The sequence below is a fragment of the Microbulbifer maximicatervae (SeqCode) genome (assembly GCF_056232625.1).
In genome coordinates, this window is sequence record NZ_CP174324.1 from 1,947,551 (window position 1) to 1,962,583 (window position 15,033).

Sequence of the window (15,033 nt, forward strand, 5' to 3'; positions counted from 1 at the left end):
AAGATTGCCAATATTAATAAAAACTACACTACAGGACATTAAAAGGGAACCTACCTCACAAAGGACACAAACCCCAGGGCAATAAACACCCCCGAAAGAAATAACTCACAAACTAAGACAAAATTTGGAAAGGTGTTGCATTTATTTCTTGAACCTAACTTTCATGAAGAGTAACTTGATTAGCAATACATGCATTACGAAAACCGAAACATGATAACTCCTGCTTTTGCAGTTGTGTCCAAGCCAAATAAAAAGGTACTACTCGACGAGAAATACACCGAGCACATTCGACGCTAAACCAGTCGTTCTATAGCAAGATGGAGATATAAAATGCCAGTAAACAATATAACCCTGCAAGACGCAAAGGCTCGTGTTCGCGCCACATTGCAAGCCGGAGGGCTAGTGATTGTCCAAGAGCCGCACAATGATGTACCTCACGGTTTCTCCTTTGCAGCTGAAGCTATAGCTGATAATAGCGATCAGCCTCACTCATTGTTCGTCGAAGCACCGCATGAAATAAAAGCTGCAGGAACTCTCTCCGCTTACCCCAATAGGATAAAAGACTATTTCGCGGGTGGCGTAACTGACACTGAAACATCAGCGCTATTAATCAATATAGCTTCTCGGAAAAGTTGGGATATAGCCTGTGTGGATTCATGGAGAGGAAATGGAGAGTGGAAATCTTCAGAAAAACGTCAAAAGGGAATAGCAAGAAGAATTATTCACCACTTTAACATAGGCGGACGCCCAGGAGGAATAATCCCTATAGGTTCTGCGCATGTCACAGGGTTAAGAATGGGGAGAAACATGATTGGAGGCCGACGTGTTGCTCGTACTATAAGCACTCTTTCAAACCAAATCCCCGATGATCAAGCCATTAACTATCAGGGTTACTGGGGATTGGGAAGGTATATTGCCGGACGGAACTTACAAATGTATAAATTTACAGCTACCGGAGATTATTCCCATATCAGTGCACCGAATGTTTCTCGAGACCTACACATTCAGTTTGTTCCTCGCGACAGAATTTTTCGAGCTCGAAATCTTGCTATCTAGAAATCCCAAAAGCTCTTGCTTTTGTAATATTTAACATGCATCTGATCCCAGATGATAAACTCAGCCATAATCCAAATTTTCATTTTCCGCCAGCAATCACCACCTACACGAATTGCTGACGGGCTTCTCTCACAATGACACCGTTTCTAATAGATAACAAATATAGCCTCCAATATTGGGAGCAGCTAAATGGCTATATTTCAGAACGCCTAATCAAACATAACCTCTAGAATTAATAGTAGTGAAATCCATCTAACATAAAAACCCAACCCACACCCTACAATTACTCGAGAAGAGAGACTTCACAATACACACTCCTCTAGCACCTTCTTGAAAAGAATAATCAGTGAAACAAGTGATATTCAAAATAACCATTTGATAGAAACACTCCAAAATCCTTGACTGTATTGAGACTCCAGAGCACACCAATCGGTACAAAACATGTAGATAAACACAGATCCAGTATTTACTTTAAACAATTTATTCGGGCTTATGAAGATGCATATAAGGTATAATAAAACTCTATCAAGCGCTCTTCTGACACTTACTCTTTTACCGACAACCTTTATCGCACATACCAACGATTCGACACAGGCATCCCCCGAACAAACACTTACTAAAGCCCTAGATAGCAACTACCGAAACCCAATCCAAAAAGGATTTAACACCAAAATATAGAGATACCTCCTTGTAAACAATGATGTGATTGGCCATTATTGAACTACCGCTGAGTAATAAGGCACAAGTAAGTAGCGGCCTGTGAATTGACTCTCTATATTCTGACTAGAATAGAAAACCATCGAAACCAGACAAAAATACTAACATTACTGACGAAAACAGCTATTAAAAAGCTCCACCCTAGGCAATCATTGTTGCGCCTGGTATAACCTACAAAAATAGATAATACTCATGAAAAAGCTGATTTTCTTTCTACTATTTTCTAGCTATGCAAATGGAACATCTATAGAGCCTGCAACACTGGAACAGCTTCTAGAAAGCACCGATCACGTTCTACATGTTCTGGTTCAAAAGGTAGATATGATTACCTCAAGCGGAGAAGTTACCTTTAATCCAGATGGGAGAACCAGTCCTTTATCAGGGAATAAGATTAGGCTCCATGTTAAATTGATGCCAAATGGTGTAATTAAAAGCAACCTTGATCATGTCCCCCCGGAATTTTACGTAGAACTTTGGGAAATGTGGCACTATCAACTCGGTAATATCCAAGGGTCATCATTAGGCGAAGAATTTATTTTTCTGCTGAGAGGTCCAGACTTAAACAAGGTATACCCCCGGTATTTTATGAGGAAAACAGATGAAAAACCTAACATTATTGAACTACTGAAGAAGCTATCTGACTAATTAATACTAATTCTAAATTCACCCTTAAGTTTTCAGTCAGTATGAAAGTCTCAGTATAATATTTAAACGCTAGATTCTGTATACTCTATTCTAAATATCGCGAAGGGAGGCAACATATAGCTTCTCGGATACTCTTGAATACCCTGCCACTTTCTCCAGCAACACCAAAAAGGAGTACATGTTTTGAAATTAATCACAGGCACTGATTCCACCTGGTCCTTAAGAGTCTGGATATGCGCCCAAATCGCAGGCCTTGACATTGAGATCAAAGCCATAGACCTCTCCAGCCCTAACTACAAAAACGAAGTACTTAAATATTCCCAAGCTGGACTTGTACCTGTATTGTTGCTTGAAGGTACTTACATTCATGATTCACTGGCAATCGCTGAGTATTTTAATGAACTCTCCAAAGGCATCTTGTACCCTTCATCAAATATTGAGCGAGCACAATCAAGAAGCCTATGTGCTGAACTTCACTCCGGTTTCATCGCCTTAAGAAGCAACTGCCCTTTCACTTTAGATAAAAGCAACTCCTCTCCGGATATGAACCCTGGAATTCAGGCTGAGTTAAAAAGGATTGAAGATATTTTCTCGAAAGCAAAACTGCCCTTCATGTTCGGCTCTGCTGGGGCTGTAGACGCATTTTACGCAATACTCGCTTATAGACTATATGTTTATAATATCTCATTAAGCGAGAAAGCTACCAGATACCAGCAAAGTCTGTTGGAATGGCCAATCTTGCAGCAAGCAATTGACCTGGCAGCAGAGTGGAGAAACCCGTAATTAAAGCTGTCACCAAATGTCGCTTTGGAACTTTCTTATCAACTCATCGATTACAAGGTTGGCTGTAGCCAGCCTTGTAGTTACAACAGCATCAACACGGCGAAGATTTGTAAGTTATTTACCTAATTTGCCATAATCACTAATAAGGCAATCAATCTTAAAGGGCCTCGGATAAGATACATGCTTATATCCAGCCTACACTTAAGTACTGAGCAAGCAAGAAGCGCCACATCTCAAACTACTTGGCTAGCCATTATCAGCCTCCTCTTAGGCGCAGCCTGTATTCAGTTGGTTATCATGCGCTTTTTTAATGGGCAAATGGCACCGGATGTCTTCGCAAGTTTATTACATCAGCTTGTACAGACTAAGGGTACACCTGCACTTGTCAAATCACTGGCCAGCCACCTTATCCCCTACTCAGCTTTTGTGACCTATACACTCCACCTGGTACTATTGCTTGCTGGGACCCTCTTGATATTGCGTGTTTTTATTGTTTTGGGCGCAACACTCATGTTTTTCGGCTTTATCTTGCTGTGGGGGTTGACTTACATGGGAGAAAACAGCTGGTACTTCGAGTTTTTGTCACCTGCGTTATTTGCCTTAATCTTGGCAGTTAGCATTTACAAGCTCCATAAAGACTCTCAATACAATTTTCGTTCTCGGTTTTTAGGCGCGGTGATAGCACCGAGAGTAAGCCTATTAACCTGGGGTTGTGCGATTGTTGTAGCATCTGCTCTCTTATTTGGAGTCTTTGTTATGTCACGCAATGGTGGCGATTACGTATTCACTGTAAGCGCCCTATCCAGCATTACCATTGCCATTTTATCAATAGCTTCAAAGTATTTAGACAAGTATCGAAATACTCCCCCCAAACAGGATTCAACTCCGATATTAGGGCGCTGGATTGATCTTTTTACCTTCACCATCGGGGTAATGTTAGTCTTTCAGATTTTTGAGGATGGGCTGTTAAATTGGTTTACTGTAGAAGGGTACCGAGGTCTCATTAACTCCTATGTCGAATACGGGAATACACCGTATTGGTATCGGGGAGCCTTGGCCTGGGTAGCGGATCACGCCGAGATCTTTATGCCAACCCAGAGAGTATTCGAGACCGTTGCTGCAATCTGTATGGTAATTTTAGTCTTTCGATTTCCAGTTGTACTGCTGGCGACCGGTCTCCTTGCCATTCTCTCTTTTACGGAATTTGGAGTTACGAATGCTTGGCCTCCCGCTCCAGGCAAGCCTCCCGCCTGGGTATTTGAACTACTGCTTACAACATTGGTTAGCTTTACCTGCGGTCTCTATTACTTACTAGATGCTATTGCGCACAAATCCTGGAAGCATTGGATATTGGGTCCCAAAATATTTGACTCAATATCAGATTTCAATAAGTGTTTTTTATTTATTTTCTTACTTATTATCGAAGTAATTATATTTTCCTCCACTCCCATACAAGAGGAGACCAAATTCATTGCACTACACTTCTCAGCACTGTCACTTATTCCTTTATTTTTCACTATGATAATTCTGGATAAATACCGGGCAATCACACCCAAAATAGATTTTTATACCAACCCAAATGGGAAAAATCATAACCAACTACCGTAAGCTCCCACCTGCTTTGGCTTTAAGTAATCAACCCTATAAAACGGACGTTTGTGCAATTTATATTGCGGGTAATATTGCAGCAACAACTAATAGGAGTAATTCCACGGTACAATGTGGGCATAAGCGAATATTGGTAGCCGAAGCCCCTTCGCCTACGAACTTCCTCTGATTACGTTATAGAAATTATATTGAGTTAATTTACATCATGAAGACTCTTCATCTGGTAATTTTATTTAGCATCCTGTCTATTTTTTCTACTTATGTGGCAGCAGAGAGAATCAAGATCGACAACTCTCTCACTATCCACTACGAACAAGCGGGTAATGGCGATACGACAATCATCTTTATTCCCGGCTGGATGATGTCTACAAAGGTTTTCGAGCATCAACTTGCCCATTTCAAGGACTCCACCAAGTATCGCGCACTAGCTTATGATCCCCGCGGCCAGGGCATGTCATCCAAGCCTGTTGAGGGCCATACTTATCAGCAACACGCTCGAGACTTAGCTGTACTGATTGACAAGCTGGGGCTTGATAGCGTGATTCTCGCGGGTTGGTCCTATGGAGTGACCGAGCAACTGGCCTATCTCAACCAGTTCGGCACTGACAAGATAAAAGCCATGATTATGATCGACACTGGCCCGGAGATTTCTGGGGCCAGCCGGGACGAGTGGGTCTGGTATCTAAATGATGATTCAGACGGATACTCGCGCTCATTCACTGAGGGGATTATTGAGGATCGCGAAAATGTGATTGCAGAGTTCGTCAAATGGATGCTTGAAAATCCCACTGCAGAAAATATTGCCTGGATATCTAATATCGCCAATCAAACCTCTAGCAGCGTCGCCGCAATTACCAACGCTACTGGTTTTTATCTCGACTACAGCAAAGACCTTATCGGCCTTGAAGGGAAGATTCCCATGCTATATGTGGTACGAAATGAAGTTAAGGAAGTGGCTGACAAATGGATCAAAGCTAATACCCCTTCCGCCACTACCGCTTATATGGGAAAGCATATGATGTTTTGGGAGAGGCCCGATGAATTCAATGCAGTGGTCGATCAATTTCTGGAGAATATAGAAACTAAGTAGCATTCACTATTTTGTTAAACTTAGGGCAGACTGACTTCAGCCTGCCCTAAGTTTTAAGTCTGCAGTCCCTACTTCATCGACTTACCCCCGCTCAACAAGGCATATCTCCCAGTCAAGGCACTTGACATCTAAAGGGTCAATAAATAGATTTAAGTCATATAACAATAAATTGTTAACTTCTTCCGGCACAAACATCGGCGCACGTCGACACGAGTACCCTCTACTGAAAATACCTGACAAGTAGGCAAAAGCAGCTTTCTTCAGCCAGTTTTAGCTGGTTAATTTAACCCGAACTTTAGTGTTACACCCTAAAATAATACCTACATGGAGAGTGGAAAATGAGAGTTCTATTTTTAGCCTTGATAAGTGTTTGTTCGCTGATAGCAAATGCTTCAGATTTTATTCTCGCACAAAAGACGGAAATCAAATCAGATTTCCTTGGTGAAAACCGAACCATCTTGGTGAAACTTCCCGAACAATATAAGGATAATGACAAAGAATATCCTGTGCTCTACGTATTACATGCTCAGTGGGACATGCTTTCTACTTTGTCTACTGTCGATTTACTTGAAGGCCAAGTGCCCAATTTTATCGTGATTGGTGTAGAGGGAATGGGCAAGGAGTTGCGCCCGGATCAAGGTAAATCGACAGCATTTTCTCAGTTCCTAGCAAACGAAGTTGTGCCCTATGTCAATAAAAACTATCGAACCGCAGATTTTAGTATTTTGTCTGGGCACTCCAACTCTGGCCGCTTCGTACTGGACTACTGGCTAAACGACAAAGCACCATTTTCACAGTACTTTGCTTTTAGCCCGTCATTAGAGGATAAATATATAACCGGGCGAGTTTCCAATTTAGCACCTAAACAACTCAAAGAGCTTTCCCCGCTGACCGTGACCATCGCTAACGAGGGGAATCATATGCAAGTCCCATTTGACGAGTTGAGCCAAACTCTCGCAAATGTACCGGGTGCAACCTTTACCTTCCAGAAATTCCCAGAGCAATCCCACAGAACGACCAAACATCACTCTATGCAATTTGCCCTACAACACACCTTTGTAGGGTGGGAACCTACTTACGAACTTAAAGTAAGTGGGTTTGATGGGCTGACAAATCACTACCATAATTTATCAGATAAATTTGGCTTCAAAGTGGTTATTCCCACCAATACCCTACAGCGCTTGATGGCCCACCATGCCATTTCCGATTCTGAAAATGCTGCTAGCGAATTGAAACTCCATATCGCATACACCATCAAAGAAATTTCCACCGGGATCGATGCCACAGTTGAGACAGCAGACTACCTGCTGAACAATGGCTATGAAGAGGCGGGGGAAACCATATTGAAAGAGATGTGCAACCAGGCTGAAGAGCACGCTCGCTGCAAAGGCTGACAAAAATCTACTCGAAGGCCAGACACACTCTCAATGTGAAGCGAGCCCACTAAAACTTATCGGAAAGCTTGCAAAGTAAAAAAGGAAGCTGCCCGCCCTATCATGATTTAGGCGCGGGCTTCTATAAAGGTAGGCTCTCGTTAGCGGCGTGCGGCGAAAATGCCACCGGTCATTACCGCTAAAGAAGATAAAAGTCCAACACCTACCAAGCTATACAAGCTAATGGATTGCTTGGCCATCTCGGCAACTACCTCACTGAAAGGGAACTGCCAGGCAATGATCCCTAAGGCAGCTGCTACCGCGATGTACTGAGAGTAACTGGAACGACGCTTTGAGCGTTTAGGCTGCGCAGGGAGCGCGGCCATCACGCGGTCACAAAAACCATCGTTATCCAAATGGGGCTCATTGAACTGGAGCTGTTCACTTAGCCAGGCGTCAAACTCCCGGTCGTTGCCCTCTAATGCCATTTCACTCAAGGCGTTACCTTTCGTGTTGCGCTGTTCAAAGTTAACCATTTACCACCTCCTCACGCCAGGGCTGTAGCAAGTTACGCAGCTTGGCCCGAGCACGGTTGACATGGGATTTTACCGTACCAAGCGGCAATTTCATAATACTTGCCGCCTCCTCGTGAGAAAAGCCCCTGTGCATACACAGATGGATTGCTTGCCGTTGCGGGCCACTCAGGGTATCCATCGCGGCAGTGAGGTCCCTAGCCATCCCTAACTGCCGGGATTCTTCAATAGTCTCATCGGCCTGAGCCCTATCCACTGCCTCTTGATCCACATCGGGCATATTCTTACGCTTGTGGCTCATGACGAGATTATAGGCGATACGGTACAGCCAGGTGCTGAAGCGGGCATCCCCCCTGAACGCCGGCAACGCCTTATAGGCCTTAATAAAGGCCTCCTGCGCCATATCGTCTGCCAGACCCTGGTCACCATCACACAGCTGTCGGAGCGAGTATCGCAGCTGAGATTGATAGCGACGAACCAGCTGGGCGTATGCCCGCTGGTCCCCGTCTTTGACGGCCCGCCTGATTAATTCCTCGTCATTGAGGTCCATACTCGCCTTTCCTACACCTGCTTGTTATCAAGCTTCCAGTTCACATAGCGAGCCACACCGATAAACAGAGGGATCAAGCCGAGACTGCCTACTCCAATACCCGCAAGGGCTGAGAGTGAGATGAATACTGCAGCGCCTATTGCGATCAGAGTGATACCGCGATCACTGGAGCTATTTGGCTCTCTCTCATCCAAAAGATCAATTAGCTCCGGGGGCACATCCCGACCATCAGCAACCATCTGGTTGATATTACTCATAACCAGTTGTTTCTTGCGATAGCTGCTGCGCGTTACCAACCAAACAATAAACACTGGCATGCCAAATACACAGAGCAGCGCTACTATTGGGATTACAGATGAGTCGTCACTTCCAGAGTGGTGTGAGTCATGGTGATCCCAGTGCCTACCCCGGTAGTCACGACTTTCCGATAACCTGATTCTGACATTGTCCGGTACGCTATTCAGGGTATCTTCGGTAACCTTTCCGTCTACATCCAGAATTCCCTTGCTTTTCAGACGTTCAATAATTTCCTGGCTTAGGGGACCGCCAAAGTCCTGCCCCAAGTCAACCCGAACTTCACTTTTCTCACCATTCTCGCCTTCGGATTTGATCGTGAGAACACCATCTTCACGCAATATACGGACGCGGGTTTCAGATTCGGAGGCTTCCACACCTGGCGGCGGCGGGGGCTCTGGGACAAATGAGTCCTCCTCCTGGGCCCAGCTGCCCATGCTTATGCTGGATGCCGCAATGGCCACCCAACAGCAGATGACTGCCTGGAATGATTGTTTATTTCTCGCTCTCATTACTTACTCTCTAATCATTTTCGTTATCAGTGGTGTAAACCGTCGTTGGGGGGGGTGACCTACATCACCATCATTCGAGCCTTGGAGTAGGGGTAAGCCATTCCTCCTCGGGGCTCTTTTTCCTCAGCAATACGCACTGGAGGTAGCCGGTTAACTTCCTCACTCTTATCAGTGCACTCACCAAGCTTTTTAAGTATTTGCTGATCAATTTTCTGGGTGAGCTCTCGGTGAATCCCATCCTGGGAAAGCGTCAGCTCGGAGGCATTAACCTGACCCACTTGCAGAGCCGCAACTATTAGAGATAGCGCGACGCAAAATTGTACCTTTTTAGTTGATCTCGCAGTAAACATTGTGATCTCCCGATTTTCCCTTGTACGCCACTATGACGATTCGGGGAGCCCAATTGGATGCAGCTGTATAATTTTTTTTACACCAACACTTGGAACCACCTTCTAATGGTCATCACTGGGCTGGAACGATCGGATAAACTCGGAACACAACACGGAATGAGAACTTCGATATGACAACCCCTGATGATGTCCTGGTTTTTTGGTTTGGCAGCACCGATATTCGTGGCAACTCTATTGCTGCAGAGAAGCAGAGTTTATGGTTTGCCGCTACTCCGGAAGTGGACGCTGACATCAAGACAAGATTTGGAACTATTACCGAGTCAGCGCAGCGTGGAGAGCTGGACCGTTGGCGGCAAACTTTGGAAGGCGAACTCGCCTTGCTACTGATTTGTGACCAGATATCCAGAAACATCTACCGGGGCACCCGCCAGGCATTCGCTACAGACTCCCTGGCACTGGCAATAGCGATATCACTGATTCAGCGCGGAGAGGCCCCGAATCTTGGGCTCTACCAGCAGGTATTCCTGGGCATGCCGCTAGAGCACAGCGAAGACCTCGTGACCCAGCAACACTCGGTAGACTACTTTCGACAGTTGCAGCAAACCTTCGCAGAAGACAAAATTGCCTCGCCCTATCTCGACACTCATTATCGATACGCCCTTGCCCATCAAGAGGTCATTGAGCGATTTGGGCGCTTCCCTCACCGCAATGCGGCTTTGGGTCGCACTTCCACTCAAGCAGAAAAAGAATGGCTGGCTCAAGGGGGCGGCTTTAAATAATGGATTTACTCAGTTGGTTATCTCTCGCGGGGATCTGTGCCCTCGGCGCTATGTCTCCGGGACCGAGTCTTCTTATCGTCTTACGCAGCGCCTCCTCAGGCCTACAGCAAGGCCTGGCCAGTGCTATTGCTCACGGAGCCGGGGTCGCTATATACGCAATTCTTACCGCATTTGGCCTGGCGGTGCTGATTACTAGCTCTCCTCTTCTATTTAACATTCTGCAGTGGGCCGGTGCAGCAATGCTGGTCTACCTGGGCTGGAAAGCCCTCAGCGCGCCCGCACCGGGTACCAGTACTGCAACTGTACAACCTCCACACCAGAGCCTGAAGCGCTCTATCGCTCAAGGTTTTGGTGTTGCCTTCTTCAACCCCAAGATCGCCGTATTTTTCACCGCCCTATTCAGCCAGTTTGTGTCAGAACAGCAAGCCCTGAGCACCAAGCTGGGCATGGCGGCCCTGGTTTCAGGAGTGGATGCAGTTTGGTACTGCATCGTTGCCCTGGCGGTTCACGCCAGCCGTAAACGCCAGCTGGTCAGCAAGCATATTGGCCATCGTATCCAACAGGTTTTCGGGATCTTACTGATAGGACTGGCAGCCCGGCTGATCCTTAGCATTTAAAGCCACAGGCCTGCAGAAACCTTCACTATCTCAGTTTCACCACATCCCAATAAAAAACAGGCCCGCAAGCGGGCCTGTTAAATGATGTGAAGACAACCAGTCGCCCCGGGGGGGAATGCGTCTGGCTGTTTGCACATTATGACAGTGTTCACGCTTAATGGCGGACCAATCATCGCACCTGCTGGTCTTTTGACCGCATAGGGCCCTTTCTTCACCCCATCGTTGACACTGAATATTTATACAGTTAGGGTAGCGGCATACAAACTAAGTGGACAGTCTAATAGACGATTGGGAGGCACACGATGGCCGTAGTAGCTGTTTGGAAATGCGATAGAGACGGAGCAATGTTCGACAACAAAAAAGACGCTGAAGAACACGATAAGATGCTGGAGCTCGCAGCTAATATCACGTCGCTGATTGAGCGCCACATCGACAGCATTGATGAGCAAGTGGGCGAAGAGATCGGCCTGCTGTTGGCCAAACGCCGCGATGCCCTGGCTAAAGCCTGTAAAGGGAAGCCTGAAGTACTACTCGAAGAAGACGAAAACATGGTGCAGGAGAGCGAAGATGATCGCGTAACTCCGCTCGCCGCCAATCAGTAAACGCTTATAGATTCATCCCTGTACTCTGCCCGGTTCTACCGGGCTTTTTTGCGTGGGGCTCATACTGAGCCTCACCAATAAACCTCAAAGATTAATTACGGCATTAACAATGTTAATGACCGCTAACACAACGATAACGACCCAGCTGATTAAAGTTCCCCAAAAGCGCCCAAAGTGCAGCCCGCCTTTGCCCTTGGTCAGTCCATAGGCATGAAATACCCGTGAGATAAAAAAGAGCGCCCCGAAGAGGTGTAACCACAGTGCAGGCAAACCGCCCAACTCTGCAGCCAGCAACAGAAGCAACGCTATCGGAGTGTACTCAATCGCATTAGCGTGAACTCGCACCCTAATCTCATTGAAACGATCATCTCCGGTTCCAATTCCCACTTTCTTTGTGCGACGAAACTCGACTACCCTGAATGCCAAGTAAATAATCAGAAGCGCACAGAGGCCGGTGTAGAGTGCTGTGATATTCGCCATGTTTTTTCCTTGTTCTTATCAATCTGGCCAGGGAATATATCCCCGAAAGCAAGTATTCCGCCACACAAATCCTGTACAAGCCAATGGACCTTTCAGATCAATAGGCGGAAAAAGAAAAGCGGGCTAGAAGCCCGCTCTTTGCATACTAGTGCTTGTAACCAAATTCATGGCCCTTTGCGGGCTTGAGGTGTCGATCTCTGAGGCGCGTTGAGCGATTCACCAGGGATTGATTCTCACCCTCAATCAGGATCTGCTCAGCGTAGCTGGTAACTTCCAGGGGATCACCGCTCCAGATCACAATATCCGCAACCGCGCCCTTCTCCAACGTACCGCCCTCAAGATTAAAAATCTCAGCAACATTGCTACTGATTGCCTTTAGCGCTTCCTCATAAGGCATACCATGGGCTACAGCGTTGCCCGCCGATTGGCGCGAGAGGTAAACGTTGTGGCTAGCCACCATATCTGGGCCACTGATAGCTACCGTCACCCCAGCCTTGGCCAGAAGTGCAGCATTATCCAGGCGTGCGCCCAAACTTGAGAATGATGCTGGAATGTTGTTGATTGCATCGATCACAACAGGCACTTGTGCTTGCGCCAGTTTATCGGCAACCATCCAGCCCTCAGCTGCACCGATTATAATGAGCTTCACCTTAAAGGTTTCACCCAGTTCTAATACTGCGAGGATATCACTGGCCCGGTTGGCAGTTACCATCAAAGGCTCCTTACCATCGATCACCGGCTGCAGAGCTTGCAGATCTGCCAGATCGTAATCCAGCTCTCGCCATTCTCCACGGTGGATCGCTGCACGATTATCACGATACTCCTGAGCTTCACGCAGAGCACTCTCCACCTTGGCATAAGCGTTGGCACGGCTACCACCGGCCAGCTCGCCACCGGACTCTCCCAAATAAGCTTTTTGCGCAACATTCTTTGCTTCGACGCTATCAAATTCACCATTCAACTTGATGGCAAAACTGCGCCCTGCAAATATCCGCTGAGCATCGATAGCACCGCTATCCCAAGTGCTGATTCCCGGTGAAACAACGGCACTGGTGACTCCACCCGCCCGGTTGAATGGGATCAGGGTGGACTTAGGGTTGTAAGCAGGTACCGGATTGAAGGCACTACCGATACTGTCACCGGTCACCTGGTGATCATTGGTGGCGCTGGCCGCACTGATCTCGACCAACCCCAGTTCAGAAATGGGCGCTATCACACCGGGCGTCACCACCTTGTTGCGCGCATCAATTACCTGATCTGCATTCACCTCCAGTGAGGGGGCTACCTGCTGGACCTTGCCATCCACAACCAGAATATCTGCGGACTCCAGGCTGCCCTGTCCCGCCAAGGTGTGTACCTTGCCACCCTTGATCAGGATGGTCTCTGCCTGGCCAGCGGCTGACATCAACCCCAGGGCCAGCGCACAATAAACAGCTACTTTTCTCACAGTCGCTCTCCCTCTGCATCGAGAATACCCAACTCGAAATCGGTGCGTGGCTGACGTTTCTTGTCCGCACGATCGAACATCAATTCCCCATCGATGAAAACTTGATCTACATGGGTGTAAACACTGAAGGGGCTGCCGGACCAAACAACGATATCCGCCATCTTGCCGCTCTCAAGGCTGCCAGTTTGATCGGCAATACCCAGAGCCTTGGCGGGGTTCAAGGTCATCCAAACCACTGCATCCTTTGGCTGAATATCGAAGCCCGCACGCTGTCCTGCAGTCATTGCCTTCGCGGTCTCCTCGTGCAAATGCTGTACGCCAACACCGGAGTCCGAGTGAATCATTGCGCAGGCTTTGGCTTGATCCACAATGGCGATATTGGCCTCGGTCATATCGTAGGCCTCATGCTTAAAGCCCCACCAATCAGCCCACATTGCCGCACAAACATTGTTTTCAGCCAGCAGGTCAGCAACCTTGTAAGCTTCCACTGCGTGGTGGAAAGTGGAAATTTTGAAATCAAACTCCTTGGCAACATCCATCATTACCGCCATTTCCTCACCGCGGTAGCAATGGTTGTGAACGAGAATATCTCCATTGAGTACGCCCGCCAGAGTTTCCATCTGCAGGTCGCGCTTGGGCTCATCCCCTCCGTTCTCAACGTAATCCTCCCACTCCTGCTTGTAGGCCCTCGCCTTAATCCAAGCATCGCGATAACCGGCGACGTTACCCATTCGAGTTGAGGGAGAGCTACCTTTACCACCGTAAACCCGCTTGGGGTTTTCACCACAGGCCATTTTCAAGCCGTAGGGAGCGCCGGGGAATTTCATATCCTGAACACTGCGGCCGGGTACATTTTTCAGGGTGACACTGCGGCCGCCAAACAAGTTGGCCGAACCCGGCAGGATTTGCAGGGTTGTTACACCTCCGGCAAGAGCTAAGGGAAACTGGGGGTCTTGGGTCCAGACAGAGTGCTCCGACCAAACCTGGGCAGTGTTTGGCGAGGTCATCTCATTGCCATCCTGGGCAGATTCAATCCCCGGAGCTGGATAATCACCCAGATGAGAATGCACATCGATAATGCCAGGAGTGACCCACTTACCTTTGCCATCGACGATCAAGGCACCTTCAGGGGCCAGTAACCCCTTACCGATCTCCTTGATCTTGCCATTTTCAAACAACAGGTCCGCATTTTCTTGCTGCTCCCCTGTACCGGTTAGCAGGGTAGCTCCCTGAATCAACACAGGGCGGGACTGGGTTACAGAATAAGTGGAAGGGAAGGCGTCCACACGAGCGAAGTCGAGAGATCTCGGCTCACTGTCAACACGCTTCTCACCGCATGCGGACAGCAGTAGCGAGGCACTTAACAGAGCCGCGATACTGCGCCCGAGAAATCGGGGTTGCAGCTGCATAGTCATTCATCCAATCGTTTTGAATATGGCGGTGAATGCTACCAGTTTGTGCTGACAGCGCCACTATCCAAATTGTCACAAACGACTGTTTAGAGATATGCATCTCCCAATCCAAGGGGCCATAACTGAGCCTGAGAGTTCCCCCAGAACCACCAAAGCACACTTGATAACAATACGAACTAAAAATA

General features: G+C 47.3%; 16 protein-coding genes. 9 read left to right on the forward strand and 7 right to left on the reverse strand.

Annotated elements, in window-relative coordinates; all coding sequences use genetic code 11:
• The first annotated feature begins 330 nt into the window (after positions 1–330).
• The 6 genes from ACJJI6_RS08455 to ACJJI6_RS08480 all read left to right on the forward strand — a co-directional run bounded on the left by ACJJI6_RS08455 (position 331) and on the right by ACJJI6_RS08480 (position 7,293).
• Positions 331–1,056: a hypothetical protein gene (locus ACJJI6_RS08455; RefSeq protein ID WP_413665218.1), complete on the forward strand. Its 726-nt coding sequence runs from the start codon at positions 331–333 to the stop codon at positions 1,054–1,056.
• A 909-nt stretch (positions 1,057–1,965) separates the two neighbouring features.
• Positions 1,966–2,418 (forward strand): hypothetical protein, encoded by a 453-nt coding sequence (locus ACJJI6_RS08460; protein WP_444942126.1) that lies wholly within the window; start codon positions 1,966–1,968, stop codon positions 2,416–2,418.
• 183 nt (positions 2,419–2,601) lie between these two features.
• Positions 2,602–3,201, forward strand: a complete 600-nt coding sequence (locus tag ACJJI6_RS08465; protein ID WP_475713133.1) for a glutathione S-transferase N-terminal domain-containing protein — start codon at positions 2,602–2,604, stop codon at positions 3,199–3,201.
• Positions 3,202–3,381: 180 nt separating this feature from the next.
• Positions 3,382–4,809, forward strand: a complete 1,428-nt coding sequence (locus ACJJI6_RS08470) for an alpha-amylase family protein (RefSeq protein ID WP_475713134.1) — start codon at positions 3,382–3,384, stop codon at positions 4,807–4,809.
• A 205-nt stretch (positions 4,810–5,014) separates the two neighbouring features.
• Positions 5,015–5,899 (forward strand): alpha/beta fold hydrolase, encoded by an 885-nt coding sequence (locus ACJJI6_RS08475; protein WP_475713135.1) that lies wholly within the window; start codon positions 5,015–5,017, stop codon positions 5,897–5,899.
• Between the two features lie 338 nt (positions 5,900–6,237).
• On the forward strand, positions 6,238–7,293 hold the full coding sequence (locus ACJJI6_RS08480) for an alpha/beta hydrolase (protein ID WP_475713136.1): 1,056 nt from the start codon (positions 6,238–6,240) through the stop codon (positions 7,291–7,293).
• A gap of 140 nt (positions 7,294–7,433) precedes the next feature.
• Here the strand turns inward: ACJJI6_RS08480 and ACJJI6_RS08485 are convergent, their stop codons facing one another.
• The 4 genes from ACJJI6_RS08485 to ACJJI6_RS08500 are packed head-to-tail and all read right to left on the reverse strand — an operon-like array spanning position 7,434 to position 9,511.
• The gene (locus tag ACJJI6_RS08485) at positions 7,434–7,808 is read right to left on the reverse strand and encodes a hypothetical protein (RefSeq protein WP_282933382.1); all 375 of its coding nucleotides are present in this window, start codon (positions 7,806–7,808) and stop codon (positions 7,434–7,436) included.
• Entirely contained in the window at positions 7,801–8,355 is a 555-nt protein-coding gene (locus ACJJI6_RS08490) for an RNA polymerase sigma factor (RefSeq protein WP_444916717.1), read from the reverse strand. The genes ACJJI6_RS08485 and ACJJI6_RS08490 overlap by 8 nt, the downstream gene beginning before the upstream one ends.
• Positions 8,356–8,366: 11 nt before the next feature.
• Entirely contained in the window at positions 8,367–9,161 is a 795-nt protein-coding gene (locus tag ACJJI6_RS08495; protein ID WP_444905729.1) for a DUF6249 domain-containing protein, read from the reverse strand.
• Positions 9,162–9,220: 59 nt separating this feature from the next.
• On the reverse strand, positions 9,221–9,511 hold the full coding sequence (locus tag ACJJI6_RS08500; protein WP_475713137.1) for a hypothetical protein: 291 nt from the start codon (positions 9,509–9,511) through the stop codon (positions 9,221–9,223).
• A gap of 170 nt (positions 9,512–9,681) precedes the next feature.
• Between ACJJI6_RS08500 and ACJJI6_RS08505 the strand changes: the two genes are divergently transcribed.
• From ACJJI6_RS08505 to ACJJI6_RS08515, 3 genes are all read left to right on the forward strand, one after another.
• On the forward strand, positions 9,682–10,290 hold the full coding sequence (locus ACJJI6_RS08505; RefSeq protein WP_475713138.1) for a DUF924 family protein: 609 nt from the start codon (positions 9,682–9,684) through the stop codon (positions 10,288–10,290).
• Complete coding sequence (locus ACJJI6_RS08510) at positions 10,290–10,907, forward strand: LysE family translocator (protein WP_444916713.1); 618 nt, start codon at positions 10,290–10,292, stop codon at positions 10,905–10,907. Before ACJJI6_RS08505 ends, ACJJI6_RS08510 begins: the two co-directional genes overlap by 1 nt.
• 302 nt (positions 10,908–11,209) lie before the next feature.
• Positions 11,210–11,509, forward strand: coding sequence for a YebG family protein (locus ACJJI6_RS08515; RefSeq protein WP_108732704.1), 300 nt, complete (start codon positions 11,210–11,212; stop codon positions 11,507–11,509).
• A gap of 84 nt (positions 11,510–11,593) precedes the next feature.
• Here the strand turns inward: ACJJI6_RS08515 and ACJJI6_RS08520 are convergent, their stop codons facing one another.
• The 3 genes from ACJJI6_RS08520 to ACJJI6_RS08530 all read right to left on the reverse strand — a co-directional run bounded on the left by ACJJI6_RS08520 (position 11,594) and on the right by ACJJI6_RS08530 (position 14,845).
• Positions 11,594–11,989, reverse strand: a complete 396-nt coding sequence (locus tag ACJJI6_RS08520) for an MAPEG family protein (protein WP_108732703.1) — start codon at positions 11,987–11,989, stop codon at positions 11,594–11,596.
• Positions 11,990–12,134: 145 nt separating this feature from the next.
• Positions 12,135–13,436, reverse strand: coding sequence for an amidohydrolase family protein (locus ACJJI6_RS08525; protein WP_444912667.1), 1,302 nt, complete (start codon positions 13,434–13,436; stop codon positions 12,135–12,137).
• Entirely contained in the window at positions 13,433–14,845 is a 1,413-nt protein-coding gene (locus tag ACJJI6_RS08530) for an amidohydrolase (RefSeq protein WP_475713139.1), read from the reverse strand. The genes ACJJI6_RS08525 and ACJJI6_RS08530 overlap by 4 nt, the downstream gene beginning before the upstream one ends.
• Positions 14,846–15,033: the final 188 nt, after the last annotated feature.

Coding starts and splice junctions, on each gene's coding strand:
- ACJJI6_RS08505 (WP_475713138.1), top strand. CDS start 9,682: ATGACAACCCCTGATGATGTCCTGGTTTTTTGGTTTGGCAGCACCGAT.
- ACJJI6_RS08515 (WP_108732704.1), top strand. CDS start 11,210: ATGGCCGTAGTAGCTGTTTGGAAATGCGATAGAGACGGAGCAATGTTC.
- ACJJI6_RS08485 (WP_282933382.1), bottom strand. CDS start 7,808: ATGGTTAACTTTGAACAGCGCAACACGAAAGGTAACGCCTTGAGTGAA.
- ACJJI6_RS08460 (WP_444942126.1), top strand. CDS start 1,966: ATGAAAAAGCTGATTTTCTTTCTACTATTTTCTAGCTATGCAAATGGA.
- ACJJI6_RS08510 (WP_444916713.1), top strand. CDS start 10,290: ATGGATTTACTCAGTTGGTTATCTCTCGCGGGGATCTGTGCCCTCGGC.
- ACJJI6_RS08470 (WP_475713134.1), top strand. CDS start 3,382: ATGCTTATATCCAGCCTACACTTAAGTACTGAGCAAGCAAGAAGCGCC.
- ACJJI6_RS08495 (WP_444905729.1), bottom strand. CDS start 9,161: ATGAGAGCGAGAAATAAACAATCATTCCAGGCAGTCATCTGCTGTTGG.
- ACJJI6_RS08480 (WP_475713136.1), top strand. CDS start 6,238: ATGAGAGTTCTATTTTTAGCCTTGATAAGTGTTTGTTCGCTGATAGCA.
- ACJJI6_RS08500 (WP_475713137.1), bottom strand. CDS start 9,511: ATGTTTACTGCGAGATCAACTAAAAAGGTACAATTTTGCGTCGCGCTA.
- ACJJI6_RS08530 (WP_475713139.1), bottom strand. CDS start 14,845: ATGCAGCTGCAACCCCGATTTCTCGGGCGCAGTATCGCGGCTCTGTTA.
- ACJJI6_RS08475 (WP_475713135.1), top strand. CDS start 5,015: ATGAAGACTCTTCATCTGGTAATTTTATTTAGCATCCTGTCTATTTTT.
- ACJJI6_RS08455 (WP_413665218.1), top strand. CDS start 331: ATGCCAGTAAACAATATAACCCTGCAAGACGCAAAGGCTCGTGTTCGC.
- ACJJI6_RS08520 (WP_108732703.1), bottom strand. CDS start 11,989: ATGGCGAATATCACAGCACTCTACACCGGCCTCTGTGCGCTTCTGATT.
- ACJJI6_RS08490 (WP_444916717.1), bottom strand. CDS start 8,355: ATGGACCTCAATGACGAGGAATTAATCAGGCGGGCCGTCAAAGACGGG.